This window comes from Curtobacterium sp. MCLR17_031 (genome assembly GCF_003234775.2).
Classification (GTDB): Bacteria; Actinomycetota; Actinomycetes; order Actinomycetales; family Microbacteriaceae; genus Curtobacterium; species Curtobacterium flaccumfaciens.
The window spans coordinates 2,566,448-2,581,672 of the sequence record NZ_CP126270.1; the positions used below are offsets into that span (position 1 = coordinate 2,566,448).

A 15,225-nucleotide genomic window follows, 5' to 3' on the forward strand; every position below is an offset into this window, starting at 1 on the left:
CCACCTGACGGACGGGAGGCCCGGTGCCAGCTGGCACCGGGCCTCCCGTCCGTCATGGCGGCGACCCCACTGCCCGGTGCGAGTCGCCGTCAACGCAGGTTGACGGATGTCGGTGCGTCAATGTAGGTTGACAGGCATGGACCGACCGACCATCACGAGCCTCGCGGCCGGAGCATCAGGGGACGACCCGTTCTCCGCCCTCGCCAACGTGCGGGAGCTGCGCCGTGAGCTCGACCGGACCGAAGAGCTCGCCGCGCGACGTGCCCGCACCGCCGGCGCCTCGTGGCAGGAGATCGCGACGCTGCTCGGTGTCAGCCGACAGGCAGTGCACAAGAAGTACGGCAGAAACTAGGAACACGATGAGCTTCCCCTTCGCACGCCCGAAGACCTCCGACGGCCCCCGCGCCACGTTCGGTCGCCTGCTGTCCTACCTGTTCGAGAACAAGCCCGCGATGGTCGTGATCATCGTGCTGAGCGTCCTCGGTGCGGGGGCCTCACTTGCGCAGCCACTCCTGGTCAACCAGGTCATCACCGCGGTGCAGCAGGGCAACACCCTCAGCACGCTCGTGTGGCTGCTGGTCGGGCTCGTCATCGTCGCGGGGGTGCTGAACGGCGTGCAGCACTTCCTGCTGCAGCGTGCGGGCGAGGGCGTCGTGCTCTCCACCCGCCGCAAGCTCATCGCCCGCATCCTCAACCTGCCGATCTCGGAGTTCGACACGCGGCGCACCGGCGACCTGGTGTCCCGCGTCGGCAGCGACACCACGCTCCTGCGGGCCGTCCTGACCCAGGGGCTGATCGAGTCGATCGGCGGCGCGCTCACGTTCATCGGCGCCATCATCGCGATGGCGATCATCGACCCGCTGCTGCTCGGCATCGTGATCGTGATCGTCCTGATCGCCATCGTCGTCGTCGGCGGGCTGAGCCGCCGCATCCGGGTCGCTTCGAAGCGTGCACAGGAGAAGGTCGGCGACCTCACCGCGGCCGTCGAACGCGGGATCGGCGCCGTCCGCACCATCCGAGCAGCCGGCGCCACCGAACGCGAGGTGCGCGAGGTCGACGGCCACGCGACCGAGGCGTACAAGCGCGGCCTCGACATCGCCAAGATGTCCGCCTTCGTCGTCCCCGTCGCGAGCATCGTCATGCAGGTCGCGTTCATCGCCGTCCTGGGCGTCGGCGGGGCACAGGTCGCGGCCGGCACGATCACCATCGCGACGCTCATCACGTTCATCCTGCTGCTCTTCATGATGATCATGCCGCTCGGCCAGGCGATGGGCGCGGCCGTGGCCGTCGCCCAGGCGCTCGGCGCGCTCGGCCGGATCGAGGAGATCCTGCACCTGCCGACGGAGTCCCAGGACGACGAGTCGGTCCGGCCCGCCGCAGCGGTCGCCACCGACGACGCCATCGCGTTCGAGCACGTCTCGTTCCGGTACCGCGCCCAGGCGGATGCCTCGGGTGCCGACGGCGCGGTCGCGTCCGACCCCGCGGACCGCCCAGGAGGCCCGGATCGCGTCGACGACGAGCGCCCAGCTGACGACGTGGTGCTCCACGACGTGTCGTTCCGGGTGCCGCGTGGGTCGCGCGTCGCACTCGTGGGTCCGTCCGGAGCCGGCAAGTCGACGACCCTGGCACTGATCGAGCGGTTCTACGACCCCACCGACGGCGTGATCCGCCTGGGCGGCATCGACGTGCGCGGCATGGACCGCGACGAACTCCGGGCTCAGATCGGCTACGTCGAGCAGGACGCACCCGTCCTCGCCGGCACGATCCGCGCCAACCTGCTGCTCGGGTCGCCGAACGCCACCGAGGACGACTGCGTCCGGGTGCTCGAGGCGGTCAACCTCGGCGAGGTCCTGCACCGCGACCCCCGCGGTCTCGACGCGCAGGTCGGTGAGGACGGCGTGATGCTCTCCGGCGGGGAACGGCAGCGCCTGGCCATCGCCCGCGCGCTGCTCGCCGCTCCCCCGATCCTGCTGCTCGACGAGTCGACGTCGTCACTCGACGGGGTCAACGAGCAGAAGATGCGGCTCGCGATCGACGCCGTCGCCGAGGACCGCACCCTGCTCGTGATCGCCCACCGGTTGTCGACGGTGGTCGACTCCGACGTGATCGTCGTGCTCGAGCACGGCCGCGTCGTCGGCAGCGGCACGCACTCCGAGCTCGTGGAGTCGACGCCGCTCTACCGCGACCTGGCGAAGCACCAGCTGCTGGTGTGATCGACGGTACGGCCGCGAGTACCGCGGCCGTACCGTCGATCCGGGCTCGGGGTCGGGCTCGGGCTCAGGCTCAGGCGGCGAAGGGGTCCGGCGTCAGCACGTAGACGGTCTCGAGGTACTCCTCGATGCCCTCGTGCGACCCCTCGCGGCCGAGGCCGGAGGACTTCACACCGCCGAACGGGAACGCCGCATTCGAGACGACGCCCGTGTTCAGCCCGAGCATGCCCGTCTCCAGGCGCTCGGCGAGACGCTGACCACGCCGGAAGTCGGTCGTGAAGGCGTAAGCGATGAGCCCGTACTCGGTGTCGTTGGCGAGCCGGATCCCCTCGTCCTCGGTGCTGAAGCGCGTGACCGAGGCGACCGGTCCGAAGATCTCCGTCGTCATGATCTCCGAGCCGGGCTGCACGTCGTCGATCACCGTCGCCTCGTAGAAGGTGCCCGGGCGGTCGATCCGGTGGCCGCCCGTGACGAGCCGGGCACCGCGGCCGAGGGCGTCGTCGACGAGCGAGGCGGCCTTGTCCACGGCGCGGTCGTCGATGAGGGGTCCGAGCGTCGTGCCGTCCTCGGTGCCCCGGCCGACGCGCAGGGCGTCCACCTTCTCGGTGAGGGCCGCGACGAACGCGTCGGCGATGCCGTCCTGCACGAAGAACCGGTTCGCGGCGGTGCAGGCCTCGCCCGTGTTGCGGAACTTCGCGAGCATCGCCGCGTCCACCGCCTCGTCGAGATCGGCGTCGTCGAACACGAGCAGCGGAGCGTTGCCGCCGAGCTCCATGCTCGTCTTGAGCACGTTGTCCGCCGCCTGCCTGAGGAGCGCCGAACCGACCGGGGTCGAACCGGTGAACGTCAGCTTGCGCAGGCGCGGGTCGGCGATGATCGGCTCCGACAGTCCCTTGGCGTCACTCGACGGGATCACGTTGAGCACGCCCTCCGGCAGCCCGGCACGGCGGAACAGCTCTACCAGGAACAGGGTCGTCAGCGGGGTGAGGTCGGCCGGCTTCGCGACCACCGTGCAGCCGGCGGCCAGGGCCGGGCCGATCTTCCGCGTCGCCATCGCGAGCGGGAAGTTCCACGGGGTGATCGCGTACACGGGGCCGACCGGACGCTTCAGCACGATCGCGCGGCCGGTGCCCTCGGGGTTCGTGCGGTAGTCGCCGGTGATGCGGACCGCTTCCTCCGAGAACCACCGCAGGAACTCGCCGCCGTAGACGACCTCACCGCGGGCCTCGGCCAGGGGCTTGCCCATCTCGAGCGACATCAGGGCCGCGAGGTCGTCGGCGTGCTCGTGCACCAGGTCGAAGGCCCGGCGCAGGATGTCCGAGCGCGTGCGTGGGGCCGTCGCCGCCCACGACTCCTGCGCCGCGGCGGCTGCGTCGAGGGCCGCGAGGCCGTCCTCGGGGGTGGCGTCGGCGACCTCGGCCAGGACGGCACCGGTCGACGGGTCGTGCACGGCGAAGGTGGACCCGCTCGACGAGGCGCGCCAGGTGCCGCCGATGAAGAGTCCGGTGGGGACGCCCTCGACGCGGACGTGCTCGTCGGCGACGGTGGTGGTGGTGGTTTCGTTCGTGGTGGTGTCGGTCACAGTCGTGCTCCTCCTGGGTTCGCGAGGCCCTCGTCCATGTCGCTGCGGTCGACGTGTCCGCCGGCCGCCCGGATCTCGTCGAGCGCCCGGGCGCTGCGCTCGACGTCGACCCCGGCCACCAGGTCCTCGTACACGGCGACGTCGAGGCCCGCGGCACGGGCGTCGAGCGCCGAGGCACGGACGCAGTGGTCGGTGGCGATGCCGACGACGTCGATCGTGTGCACGCGGCGCTCGGCGAGCACCTCGGCCAGCGGGACGCCCGCCTCGGTCCGGGCCTGGAACGCCGAGTAGTCCGGCGTGCCCTGCCCCTTGCGGACGTCGACGTCGATCAGTGCGGTGTCGAGATCGGGGTGGTAATCGGCCCCGGGTGTGCCGGCGACGCAGTGCACCGGCCACGTGTCGACGAAGTCGGGTCCGTCGGGTCCGGCGAAGTGTCCGCCGTTGTCGTCGTCGCCGTGGTGCCAGTCGCGGGACGCCACGATCAGGTCGTACTCGTCCCCGTGCCGACCGAGGAACGCGGTGATGCGCTTCGCGAGCGCCGCTCCCCCGGTGACCGCGAGCGCACCGCCTTCGGTGAAGTCGTTCTGGACGTCCACGACGAGCAGTGCTCTTGGCATGGGTCCATCCAACACCCGTCGGCTCAGGAGCCGGTGAGCTTGCTCCCGCACGAGTACGTCGCGGCGGTCACCGCATCGAGTGCCGGCAGTGCCGCTGCACGCGGCGATCCGATGGCGTAGAAGGCGAAGGTCAGCCGCGACCCGTCGGCGGCGTCGATGTAGCCGCCGAGGGTGTTCGCGCTGTCGATCCAGCCCGTCTTCGCGTGCACCTTGCCGCGGGCGACCGCGTTCGCGCCGGTGAACCGGCTGGCCAGGGTGCCGGACTGGCCGGACACCGGCAGGGCGTTCGCGAGCGTGCCGAGGCCCTTCGCGCCGGAGGCGACCTGCACCATGAGGTGTGCGACGAACTCCGGCGACACGGCGTTCGAGGCACTCTCGCCCGAGCCGTCCTTGATCACGATGCCGGCCGGGTCGAGGCCGTAGGAGCGCAGTGCCGACTGGTACACGGACGACAGCGACGCCGCCGAGCCGTTCGAGCCGGACTCCTTCGAGGACACCCGGGCGAGCATCTCGGCCAGGGTGTTGTCCGAGTTCGGGATCATCTGCCCGATGAGCGTCGACACCGGCTGCGACGACACCGTGGCGATCGTCTCGGTGCCGGTGGTCGCCCGCTTGACGATCTGCGCTGACGAGGCGCCAGCGACGCCAGCGTTCGCCAGTGCCGTCCGGAAGGCGATGCCGGCGCGTCCGACCGGGTCCTCCGACCGGGGCGAGGTCGCCGCCGCGGGGTTCGCCCGGTCACCGTCGACCATGAGCGCCGTGACCTTCGGCTGGTACCCGATGGTGCGTTCGGACACCGGCCACGTGGGGTCCCAGGCGTCGGCGTCGCTCCAGTACGTGTCGTCGGTGACGATCGTGGTGACCGGGGTGTCGCCGACCTTCGCCTTCACCTGCTGCGCGAGCTGGGCGAGGGTCGGGGCGCCCGGGTACACCGTGCCGCCGCCGGCGGACAGCGTCGCGTCGCCGTGTCCGACCAGGGCGACGGTGTTCGCGGACTCCCGTGCGACGGTCGTCGGGATGCGGTGGTCGCCCCCGAGCACCGAGAGCGCGGTCGCCGAGGTCAGGGTCTTCATGACGCTGCCGGTCTGGGCGGCCCGCTCGCCGTGCTTCGAGAACAGGACCTTGCCCGTCTTCGCGTCCATCACGTACCCCTCGAAGTCGCCGAGGCCGCTCGCCGACGCAGCCGTCGCGATCGAGCAGGTCCGGAGCGCGGACGGACCGGCGAGGTCGTCCGGCACCGCGCGGGCATCGGCGGTCGGGGTGGGGGACGGCTTCGTGGTCGGGCGCTTCGTGGTGGTCGTCCGGTCCGGAGCCGAGGACGCGGTCCGGGTCGGGCTGGGCGCCGCAGCGGTCCGGGAGTCCGGGGTCGTGGCCGCAGCGACGGCGACGGCCCCACCGGAACCGACCACGAGCAGCGCCGCGAGACCACCGGCGATCCACGGGACCGGGCGTCGCGCGGCGGAGGCCCGCACCGCGGTGACGGCGGCGCGGAACCGCTCCGGGACGGAACGCGGGGTGGGCTGCTGCTCGGACATCGCGACCGATCCTACGGAACTGCGGCAGGAGCCTCCAGGCCGGATCCGGGATCCGTGGCGGACGGGAGCCGGATCAGGGAGCCGTGACGGGACCGTCGGCCGGGTACCGGACCCCGACCTGGCGTCGTGCCTCGTCCAGCACCGCCATGATCGCGACGGTCTCGTCCGGGTCCATCGGGCCGCCGTCGTGGCGGCCCGACGTGATCATCGTCTCGAAGGCGCGGGCCTCGTGCTCGTAGCCGGCGAGCTCCTCGCGGCCGTCGAACTCCTCGACGACGGCACCGTCGCGGTCACGGATCCGCCAGGTGGTCGGCGTGTACCAGGTGGAGTCGAGGTCGATGCGGCCGGTCTCGCCGATGATCGACGCCGTGTTCGGGCTCCGCAGGTCCATCCCGAAGTGGATCATCGACTGCGCACCGCCCCGGTGCGTCATGACCAGGCCCATCTGTTCGTCGACGCCCTGCTCGCTCAGCATCCCGGCTGCGACCAGCGCGGTCGGCACCCCGAGCACGTCCACCGCGAAGGACACCGGGTAGATCCCGAGGTCGAGCATCGCTCCCCCGCCGAGTGCCGGGTCGCGCAACCGGTGGCCGGGGTCCGTCGGGAGCGCCTGGTGGTGGGTCGCCTCGACCACCATCGGGCGGCCGATCCGTCCCTCGGCGACGACCTCGCGGATCATCGCCATCTGCGGCAGGAAGCGGGTCCACATCGCCTCCATCACCGCGACACCCGCTTGCCTCGCGGCGTTGACGACCGTCCGGGCCTCGGCCGCGGTCATCGTGAAGGCCTTCTCGACCAGGACGTGCTTGCCCGCCCGGATCGCGAGCAGGGCGTCCTCGGCGTGCCGGACGTGCGGGGTCGCGATGTAGACCGCGTCGACGTCGTCGTCCGCCACCAGGTCCTCGTAGGAACCATGGGCCCGCTCGATGCCGAACTCGGCGGCGAAGGCCTCGGCGTGTTCGCGGGTGCGGCTGCCCACGGCCGTGAACACGATGCCGGCCGCGGTGCAGTCACCCACGAAGGACCGTGCGATGCCGCCTGTGCCGATGACTCCCCAGCGAACCGTCATGGGTCCTGTCTACCAGCGCGGCGTGTGGCGCGGCCCGCGGCGGTCGTCAGCGGGGTCCGCGTCGGGCGGTCAGCGGCGGTGCCCGCCTCGGGTCGTCAGCGGCGGTGCCCGCCTCGGGTCGTCAGCGGCGGTGCTTGCCGAGCGCGGCGTCCGGGGCGGCCATCGGGTGGTTCCGGAACCAGCGCAGGAGCTCACGGGCACGGCTCGTGTCGGCGCTCGCATCGCCCTCGGCGAGGAACGAGTCGAAGCCGTCGGGCAGGTCGGCTTCGGCCTCCCGGTGGAACGCCATCTTCCACTCGCCGAAACGCCGGGTGTGGATACGCTCCTCGACGAGCAGGCCGACGTCGGTGTGCCGCGGGTCGTCGATGATGCGCTGGTACGTCTCGAGCACGGCCGCCTCGGGGCCCTCGAGCAGCTGCATGAACCGGCCGTCCTTGTAGACGAGCAGACCGGACAGGCCGGACGCGGTGTTGCGGACCCGTGCGTGCTCGAGCAGTGCGTCGAGCCGCTCCTGGTCGAACACCTCGTTCGCTGCGCTCATGTAGACCAGGGACAGCAGCATGACGACCTCTCGGTGACGACGGAACGGGTTCGTGTCCCATCGTTGCCCGAGTGGCCCGGCAGGGGAATCCCCAGAACGGGGATCGTTCCCGCCCGCGCACCCGCGTCGAGGTTCGGGTCATCGACGCGAGCACACGGGTGTCGGGTCGTACGACCGGACTGATTCGGAGCCCCCGTCCGGGGGGTTTGGTCACTCCGTGTCGTAGGTGCGGACCCAGTCGATCTGCACGTGCCCCGGGTCGCCCCAGTTGCCGATCTGGAACATGTAGCGATGCGGCGTGGTGGGCACGTTGCGCGGCACCGTGAACACGAGCTTGCCGTCGAGGTAGTACCGGATGATCTTCCCCGGCACCCACTCGGTCGTGTAGGTGTGCCAGTCGTTCCAGGACACCCTGGTGTTGTAGTGCTCGGTCCGCTTCTCGAGCCCCTGGAGCATCGAGTGGTGGAAGACGCGCGGTGAGCCGTTGAACTGCCCCTCCGGGTAGTTCAGCTCGCCGTCCGCCCAGGCGTTCGACGTCGGCCAGAGCATGACCGCGATCCCGTTGCCGTCGCCACCGGTCGCCCGCGCACGGATGCTGAAGGTGCCGCCGACGTGTGACCAGGCGCCGGTGGGGGTGCCGAACGTCCCGGCGGCGCCGTGCTCCCCGTCCATCGCGACGTCCAGGTAGCCGTCGTGGGCGCTGATGAGCTTGTCCGAGTAGTACTTGCCGCCCGTGCCGTCGGGGTACGGCTGCCACGAGTTCCGGTACGTCTCGGCGAAGGGGCCGCCAGCTGCGGCGGGGGTGTCGAAGTCCTCGGAGAAGGTCGGCTCGCGGTCCGCGAGGTACGCGGGGCCGGTCGCGGACGCCGTCGGGGTCGCGGAAGGACCGGTGCTCGGCGACGAGGTCGATGCGGACGTGGCACGGGACTCGGGCACGGCTGCCGCGGTGACCGCGAGGGCCCCGGCGGTGGCAGCGATCACGACGATGACCAGGACACGCTTCAGCACGGCGTCACCGCCGGTGGAGCGCTGGGCTGGTGGTCGGTCATCGTGTCCCCCGTATCGCGGACAAGGCTAGCCCGCGGACGCGCCCGACGTCTGTCCCTCGGGCGAGGGACACGGGTTTCGTCCGGAATACGAAAACCCCGGTCAGAGCCACTTCGAGTGGGTCTGACCGGGGTGTTCACGGAGCCGCCTGTCGGAATCGAACCGACGACCTATTCATTACGAGTGAATCGCTCTACCGACTGAGCTAAGGCGGCACACACTCCATGTCCGGAGTGGCACGAGCAATGACTATACAGGTTCAGACGAGTGAACGCGAAACCAGCACGCCGAGCTCGGAGAAGGACCGTTCGAGCTCGTCGACCAGGTGTGTTCCGGCCTCGGAACCCGACCACTCCCACCACGCGTGGCGCAGGGCGGCGAGGGCGACGATGGCCGCGAGACCCGCGCGGCGGCGGAGTGCCTCGGCGTCGGCGGCGAGCTCCGGGTCGGCGTGTTCGAGCCGTCGCGTGACGGCCGCCTGCAGCTCCGCCTGGAACTCCTTCATGGACGCCATGCGACGGCTGAACAGCTCCGGGTTCGCGCGGAGCACCTGCTGCCGCTCCTCGATGAGCCCGCGCTCCTCGATCAGTTCCCGCGTGGAGTGCACGAGCAGCGTGCCGATGTCGGCGAGCAGGTCACCGCTCGGACCACCGTCGACGAACGCCTGCAACGCCGCGTCGTCGGGCAGCTGCGGGTCGTCCCCGAGGATCGCCTGCTCCTTGCTCGGGAAGTAGTTGAAGAACGTCCGGGGCGAGACGTCGGCCCGCCGGGAGATCTCGTCCACCGTCACCGCGCCGAGGCCGTCCTCGATGGCGATCCGGAGCGCAGCCTGCTGGATGGCGCGCCGGGTGGCGCGGCGCTTCCGTTCGCGCAGGCCGGGTTCAGCGTCGGGCATGCCGTGATTGTCGCACGCCGGGCCTCAGCGGCGGGCGCGGGCGATGGTGACGAGCAGTGCTTCGAGCGCCAGGAGTGCCGCCACGTTCGCCGCGATGCGCTGGCGCGCCAGGGCGACGGCGTCGAGGACCTCGAGCGCGGCAGCGGGCGGTGTCGTCGGCAGCGCGTGTTCGAGCTGGTCCTGCATGGCCAGGTTGACCGGTTCCGCCGGGGCTCCGAGCCCCAGCAGGAGCAGGTCGCGGTACAGGGACGAGACGTCCACCAGGATCCGGTCGAGGCCGTCACGCAGGCTGCGGGTGGCCCGGCGTTTCTGGTCGTCCTCGAGGGCGCGGAGCTGCGACCGGAGCGCCGGCGGGATCGTCCCGCCGGGTTCGACCCCGAGCGAGCGCAGGGCTGCGTCGCGCTCTTCGGAGTCGCGCTGCTCGGTGATGGACTTCGCGTCCTCGTCGGCGACGGCGAGGAGCTCGGCGGCCGCCATGACGGCATCGCCCACGCTCCGCACACCGAGCACGGTCGTCAGGGTCCGGCGGCGACGGCCTCGGGCCGGCTCGCTCGTGGCGAGACGCTGCGCCATGCCGATGTGGCTCTGCGCCTGGCGAGCAGCATCCATCGCGAGGGCACGATCGACGCCGGTCCGGGCGACGAGCAGGTCGGCGACGGACTCGATGCCGGGCACGCGCAGGCGGACCGAGCGGACGCGCGACCGGATCGTCGGCAACAGGTCGGCTTCACTCGGAGCGCAGAGGATCCACACCGTGCGCTCCGGGGGTTCCTCGAGCGCCTTGAGCAGCAGGTTCGAGGTGCGCTCGGTCATGCGGTCGGCGTCCTCGATGATGACGACGCGGTAGCGGCCGACTGACGGCGAGTAGTACGACGAGGTGACGAGCTGCCGGATCTCGTCGATCGTGATGATCACGCGCTGGGTCGTGAGCACCGAGACGTCGGGGTGGGTCTTCGCGGTGATCTGCCGCAGGGTGTGGTCGTCGTCGGGGCCGTTGCCCACGAGCGCCGCCGCGAAGGCGGTCGCCACGTTCGACCGTCCCGACCCGGGCGGGCCGGTGATGAGCCACGAGTGCGTCATGCCGCCGGTGCCGTCGGTGGACTCGGCCGCGTTGCGCAGCGACGCGACCGCTTCTTCCTGCCCGGTCAGGCCGTCCCACACGCTCACGGGACCATCCTGTCAGTGACCACCGTCATGCCGGGTCGATCCCGACGAGCGGGGCGACCGCTCGACGGACCGCGTCCTGCACGGTGTCGGTCGGGGCCGAGGCATCGACCACCAGGAAGCGCGCCGGCTCGGCCTCGGCCATCGCGAGGAAGGCCTGACGGACGGACTCGTGGAACGCGGCAGCCTCGGACTCGAGACGGTCGAAGGTGTCGCCCCGCGCCGCGGCCACCCGGGCGCGTCCGACGGTGACGTCGAGGTCGAGCAGGATCGTGAGGTCCGGTGCGAGACCGTCCGCTGCCCACTCCGAGACGGACCGGACCTGCTCGGCGCCGAGGCCGCGCGCGACGCCCTGGTAGGCGACGGACGAGTCGATGTAGCGGTCCTGCAGGACGACCTCGCCGCGGGCGATCGCCGGACGGACGACCGTCTCGACGTGCTGGGCTCGGTCGGCCGCGTACAGGAGCGCCTCGGCCCGGGGTGCGACGTGGCCCCGCTCGTGCAGGACCATCTGCCGGATCTGGACGCCGAGGTCGGTGCCGCCGGGTTCGCGGGTGCGCACCACGGTCCGGCCGTGCGCACCGAGCCACGCCGAGAGCAGCTCCGCCTGGGTCGTCTTGCCCGCGCCGTCGCCGCCCTCGAGCGTGATGAAGCGACCGGTCACTTCTTCTTGGCCGCCGTCCGACGAGCCGGGGTCTTCTTCTTGACCGGCCCCTTGGCACGCTTGTCGGCGATGAGCTGGACCGCGCGGGCGTGGTCGACGGCCTCGACGTCCTCGCCCTTCGGGATGGTCGCGTTCGTCTCGCCGTCGGTGACGTACGGGCCGAACCGGCCGTCCTTCATCTTGATCGGCTTGCCGGACACCGGGTCGGCGTCGAACTCCTTGAGCGCGGCGCTCGCGGTGCGGTTGCCGCCGTACTTCGGCTGCGCGAACAGCTCGAGTGCGCCGGGAAGGTCGATGTCGAAGATCGCGTCCTCGCCGGGCAGGGTCCGGGTGTCCGTCCCCTTCTTCAGGTACGGCCCGTACCGGCCGTTCTGCGCCGTGATGTCGTTGCCCGTCTCCGGGTCCTGGCCGACGACGCGGGGCAGGTCGAGGAGCTTCAGCGCGGTCTCGAGGTCGACGGTCTGCGGGTCCATCGACTTGAAGAGCGAAGCGGTGCGTTCCTTCGGCGCCGCGGCCTTCTTCGTCGTCTTCTTCGCAGGCGCCTTCTTGGCGGGGGCCTTCTTCGCGGTCGCCGACGCCGTCTCGCTCGTCGCGGTCGCAGCAGCCGCGTCGGCCACGGGGGCCTCTGCCGCTGCGGGCGCTTCGACGACCTCGCCGGTCTTCGGGTCCACGGTGGGTTCGGGCTCCGGGGTGCGCTCCGTGACGTAGGGGCCGAAGCGGCCGTCCTTCGCCAGGACCTCCTTGCCGGTCTCCGGGTTGATCCCGACGACACGGTCGCCGATCACCGGGGCGTCGACGAGTTCCTTCGCCTTCTCGACGGTCAGTTCGTCGGGAGCGAGGTCCTCGGGCACGTTGACGCGCCGCGGCTTCTCGGGGTCGTCGCTCGGCACCTCGATGTAGGGGCCGTACCGACCGATCCGGAGCGTGAGGCCCGGAGCGAGCTCGACCGAGTTGATCTCGCGGGCGTCGATCTCACCGAGGTTGTCGATGACCGTCCGCAGGCCGCGCTGGTCGTCGTCGCCGCCACCGAAGTAGAAGCCCTTGAGCCAGTCCACCCGGTCCGCGTCGCCGCGAGCGATGCGGTCGAGGTCTTCTTCCATCTCGGCGGTGAAGTCGTACTCCACGAGCTCGCCGAAGTACTCCTCGAGCAGGCGCACGACGCTGAACGCGATCCAGTTCGGCACCAGCTGCGTGCCGCGGAGCGAGACGTAGCCGCGGTCGATGATCGTCGGGCTGATCGTGGGGTAGGTCGACGGACGCCCGATCCCCAGCTCTTCCAGCGTCTTGATGAGGCTCGCCTCGGTGAAGCGCGGCGGCGGGGTGGTGTCGTGCCCCTTCGCCTCGACGTCGGTGACCGTGAGGTGCTCGCCCTGGGCCACGTTCGGCAGGGCGACGTCCTGACCGGCACGCTCGGAGGACTCGTGGCGGTCCTCGTCACGGCCTTCTTCGTAGGCGCTGAGGAAGCCGCGGAACGTGATGACGGTGCCGGAGGCGGTGAACTCGGCGTCCGTGCCGTTCGCGGTCGAGGCGATGCCCTCGACCGACTCGGTCGAGGAGATGCCGAGCACGATCGACGCGGTCGAACCCTTCGCGTCCGCCATCTGGGACGCGATGGTGCGCTTCCAGATGAGGTCGTAGAGGCGCCACTCGACACCGGTGAGGGTGCCCTGCAGGTCCTGCGGGGTACGGAAGGAGTCGCCGGCGGGACGGATCGCCTCGTGCGCCTCTTGCGCGTTCTTGCTCTTGCTCGCGTACAGGCGGGGCTTGTCGGGCACGGTGGCCGAGCCGTACAGGTCCGCTGCCTGCTTGCGGGCCGCGTCGATGGCCTGCTTCGAGAGCGAGACCGAGTCGGTACGGATGTAGGTGATGTAGCCGTTCTCGTACAGGGTCTGCGCAGCGCGAGCGGTCTGTCGCGGGGACAGGCGGAGCTTGCGCGCGGCTTCCTGCTGGAGCGTCGACGTGGTGAACGGCGCGGCCGGGCGTCGCGTGTACGGCTTCGAGTCGACGCTGCGGACGGTGGCGTCGCCGGCGCGCTCGAGGACCGTGGTCAGCGACGCGGCAGCGGCCTCGTCGAGCCGGACGACGTCACCGCTGAGCGTGCCGCGGTCGTCGAAGTCACGGCCGGAGGCGACGCGTGTGCCGTGGATCCGGGCGAGTCGCGCCGAGAAGGAGGACTCGCCGGCCTTCTCGAACCGGGCGGAGAGGTCCCAGTAGTTGGCGGACACGAAGGCCAGGCGCTCGCGCTCGCGGTCGACGACGAGACGGGTGGCGGCGGACTGCACCCGGCCGGCGGACAGACCGGGGGCGACCTTGCGCCACAGGACCGGGGAGACCTCGTACCCGTACAGCCGGTCGAGGATGCGGCGGGTCTCCTGCGCGTCGACGAGGGCGGTGTCGAGCTCACGGGTGGCTTCCTGCGCGCGCTGGATCGCCTCCTTCGTGATCTCGTGGAAGACCATCCGCTTGACGGGGACCTTCGGCTTCAGGACCTGCAGCAGGTGCCACGCGATCGCTTCACCCTCGCGGTCTTCATCTGTTGCGAGGTAGAGCTCGTCGGCGTCCTTGAGGGCGCGTTTCAGCTCGGAGACGGTCTTCTTCTTGGCGTCGGACACGACGTAGTACGGCTCGAAGCCGTTGTCGACGTCCACCGAGAACTTGCCGAGGGAGCCCTTCTTGAGCTCGGGCGGCAGGTTCTTCGGCTCGACGAGGTCGCGGATGTGTCCGACCGAGGCCTGGACTTCGTATCCGTCACCGAGGTATTGCGCGATCGTCTTCGCCTTCGCAGGGCTCTCGACGATCACGAGCTTCTTCGTGCCTGGCACGTGTCTCCTTGATCGATGGTGCTGATCGGCCCTGGCCACGAGCGTGTCCGGGTCGACCGGGACATCGGTGACCGCGGGCCGACAGGCACACCATACACATAGTGTTCGGGCGGGTCGCCTGCCGGACCGGCCACCGCGAGTGCGCCGACGACGAACGGTCCGGTGCCCACGACCACGCGGACGCGGGCCGCGGTGGCGACGAGTTCGCAGGCGTCGAGGGCGGCCCCGTTCGCCGTGGCGATCCGGGTCGCGACCGCACACGGCTCCCCCGGCACCAGCCCGGTGGCGGCCGCCGCGGTGCCCACGGCGGCGGCGTCGGCGGCGGCCTGGGCGCGGAGGGCCTGCGTGCGGTGGCCGGCGGCGGCGAGCGCCGTGGACCCGACGAGGACCCCCACGCCGAAGACCGCCACGAGCAGCACGGTCGCCGAGCCGCGTTGGCCGTCGGGGATCGTCACGTCAGCCCCCTCGGGCCGCGGCGCACGCCGTCGCGGTCAGTGGGAGCGCCGCGAAGGGGCCGGTCCCGCCGCGCGTGGCGTCGACGCAGACCAGGTCACCGTCCGACCGGACGACGACCGAGACCCCCGGAGCGATCCGGTCGGCCGCGGACCGGCCCTGGTGCTCGTCGTCACGCCCGATCGCCCGGGCGGCGGTGGCTGCGGCGAGTTGCAGACGGCCCTGTGCGTCGACGACGAGGACGGCCGCGACGAGGGCGGTCAACACGATCGCCACCACGGGGAGCGCCACCGCGAACTCGACGGTCACGGAGCCGCGCTCACAGCGAGAGCGCGCCACGGACGAGGTCGGTGAGGATGGTCTGGACCTCGCCGGAGCGCATGACCGCGACGAGCACACCGGCGAACGCCACGGCGGCGAGGATGACGACCGCGTACTCGGCGGTGGCCGATCCCCGGTCGTCCCGCAGCCGGGACGACCACCGGGCGACGAGGCGACGCGGGCGACGGTGGTGGCGGATGGCCCGACGGGTGCGGCGGTCGGGGGATGACGTGGTGCTCATGGAGTCCGTCCTTTCTGTTCGGTGGGACCAGCGTGTCCTGACCGGGGTGTCGACGACGAGGCCT

General features: G+C 71.3%; 15 protein-coding genes and 1 tRNA gene. 2 read left to right on the forward strand and 14 right to left on the reverse strand.

The window, feature by feature from the left end; genetic code table 11:
- Positions 1-136: 136 nt before the first annotated feature.
- Positions 137-352 (forward strand): hypothetical protein, encoded by a 216-nt coding sequence (locus tag DEI96_RS12090; RefSeq protein ID WP_027466417.1) that lies wholly within the window; start codon positions 137-139, stop codon positions 350-352.
- Between the two features lie 7 nt (positions 353-359).
- Complete coding sequence (locus DEI96_RS12095) at positions 360-2,213, forward strand: ABC transporter ATP-binding protein (RefSeq protein ID WP_071404991.1); 1,854 nt, start codon at positions 360-362, stop codon at positions 2,211-2,213.
- Between the two features lie 70 nt (positions 2,214-2,283).
- Here the strand turns inward: DEI96_RS12095 and DEI96_RS12100 are convergent, their stop codons facing one another.
- From DEI96_RS12100 to DEI96_RS12165, 14 genes are all read right to left on the reverse strand, one after another.
- A complete protein-coding gene (locus DEI96_RS12100; protein ID WP_111022291.1) occupies positions 2,284-3,792 on the reverse strand; it encodes an NAD-dependent succinate-semialdehyde dehydrogenase in 1,509 nt (502 codons plus the stop codon).
- Positions 3,789-4,409 (reverse strand): isochorismatase family protein, encoded by a 621-nt coding sequence (locus DEI96_RS12105; protein WP_181440435.1) that lies wholly within the window; start codon positions 4,407-4,409, stop codon positions 3,789-3,791. The genes DEI96_RS12100 and DEI96_RS12105 overlap by 4 nt, the downstream gene beginning before the upstream one ends.
- A gap of 23 nt (positions 4,410-4,432) precedes the next feature.
- The gene (gene dacB, locus DEI96_RS12110; RefSeq protein ID WP_111022290.1) at positions 4,433-5,944 is read right to left on the reverse strand and encodes a D-alanyl-D-alanine carboxypeptidase/D-alanyl-D-alanine endopeptidase; all 1,512 of its coding nucleotides are present in this window, start codon (positions 5,942-5,944) and stop codon (positions 4,433-4,435) included.
- Positions 5,945-6,017: 73 nt separating this feature from the next.
- A complete protein-coding gene (locus DEI96_RS12115) occupies positions 6,018-7,013 on the reverse strand; it encodes a Gfo/Idh/MocA family protein (RefSeq protein ID WP_111022289.1) in 996 nt (331 codons plus the stop codon).
- Positions 7,014-7,134: 121 nt separating this feature from the next.
- Positions 7,135-7,575 carry a BLUF domain-containing protein gene (locus tag DEI96_RS12120; RefSeq protein ID WP_071404995.1) on the reverse strand — a complete coding sequence of 147 codons (441 nt, stop codon included), beginning with the start codon at positions 7,573-7,575 and terminating at the stop codon, positions 7,135-7,137.
- Between the two features lie 189 nt (positions 7,576-7,764).
- Positions 7,765-8,562 carry a glycoside hydrolase family 16 protein gene (locus DEI96_RS12125; protein WP_111022288.1) on the reverse strand — a complete coding sequence of 266 codons (798 nt, stop codon included), beginning with the start codon at positions 8,560-8,562 and terminating at the stop codon, positions 7,765-7,767.
- Positions 8,563-8,743: 181 nt separating this feature from the next.
- Positions 8,744-8,816 (reverse strand) — tRNA-Thr (locus DEI96_RS12130).
- A gap of 44 nt (positions 8,817-8,860) precedes the next feature.
- Positions 8,861-9,496, reverse strand: a complete 636-nt coding sequence (locus tag DEI96_RS12135; protein WP_111022287.1) for a TetR/AcrR family transcriptional regulator — start codon at positions 9,494-9,496, stop codon at positions 8,861-8,863.
- Positions 9,497-9,520: 24 nt separating this feature from the next.
- A complete protein-coding gene (locus tag DEI96_RS12140; RefSeq protein WP_111022286.1) occupies positions 9,521-10,663 on the reverse strand; it encodes a DNA polymerase III subunit delta' in 1,143 nt (380 codons plus the stop codon).
- Positions 10,664-10,688: 25 nt separating this feature from the next.
- Complete coding sequence (gene tmk, locus DEI96_RS12145; RefSeq protein WP_111022285.1) at positions 10,689-11,324, reverse strand: dTMP kinase; 636 nt, start codon at positions 11,322-11,324, stop codon at positions 10,689-10,691.
- Complete coding sequence (gene topA / locus DEI96_RS12150; RefSeq protein ID WP_111022284.1) at positions 11,321-14,146, reverse strand: type I DNA topoisomerase; 2,826 nt, start codon at positions 14,144-14,146, stop codon at positions 11,321-11,323. Before topA ends, tmk begins: the two co-directional genes overlap by 4 nt.
- Positions 14,122-14,601, reverse strand: coding sequence for a hypothetical protein (locus tag DEI96_RS12155; RefSeq protein ID WP_111022283.1), 480 nt, complete (start codon positions 14,599-14,601; stop codon positions 14,122-14,124). The genes topA and DEI96_RS12155 overlap by 25 nt, the downstream gene beginning before the upstream one ends.
- Position 14,602: 1 nt before the next feature.
- Complete coding sequence (locus DEI96_RS12160; RefSeq protein WP_164941211.1) at positions 14,603-14,908, reverse strand: TadE family type IV pilus minor pilin; 306 nt, start codon at positions 14,906-14,908, stop codon at positions 14,603-14,605.
- Between the two features lie 10 nt (positions 14,909-14,918).
- Positions 14,919-15,161, reverse strand: coding sequence for a DUF4244 domain-containing protein (locus DEI96_RS12165; protein WP_175330804.1), 243 nt, complete (start codon positions 15,159-15,161; stop codon positions 14,919-14,921).
- Between the last annotated feature and the right edge of the window lie 64 nt (positions 15,162-15,225).

Coding starts and splice junctions, on each gene's coding strand:
- DEI96_RS12090 (WP_027466417.1), top strand. CDS start 137: ATGGACCGACCGACCATCACGAGCCTCGCGGCCGGAGCATCAGGGGAC.
- DEI96_RS12095 (WP_071404991.1), top strand. CDS start 360: ATGAGCTTCCCCTTCGCACGCCCGAAGACCTCCGACGGCCCCCGCGCC.
- DEI96_RS12105 (WP_181440435.1), bottom strand. CDS start 4,409: ATGCCAAGAGCACTGCTCGTCGTGGACGTCCAGAACGACTTCACCGAA.
- dacB (WP_111022290.1), bottom strand. CDS start 5,944: ATGTCCGAGCAGCAGCCCACCCCGCGTTCCGTCCCGGAGCGGTTCCGC.
- DEI96_RS12115 (WP_111022289.1), bottom strand. CDS start 7,013: ATGACGGTTCGCTGGGGAGTCATCGGCACAGGCGGCATCGCACGGTCC.
- DEI96_RS12120 (WP_071404995.1), bottom strand. CDS start 7,575: ATGCTGCTGTCCCTGGTCTACATGAGCGCAGCGAACGAGGTGTTCGAC.
- DEI96_RS12135 (WP_111022287.1), bottom strand. CDS start 9,496: ATGCCCGACGCTGAACCCGGCCTGCGCGAACGGAAGCGCCGCGCCACC.
- DEI96_RS12165 (WP_175330804.1), bottom strand. CDS start 15,161: ATGAGCACCACGTCATCCCCCGACCGCCGCACCCGTCGGGCCATCCGC.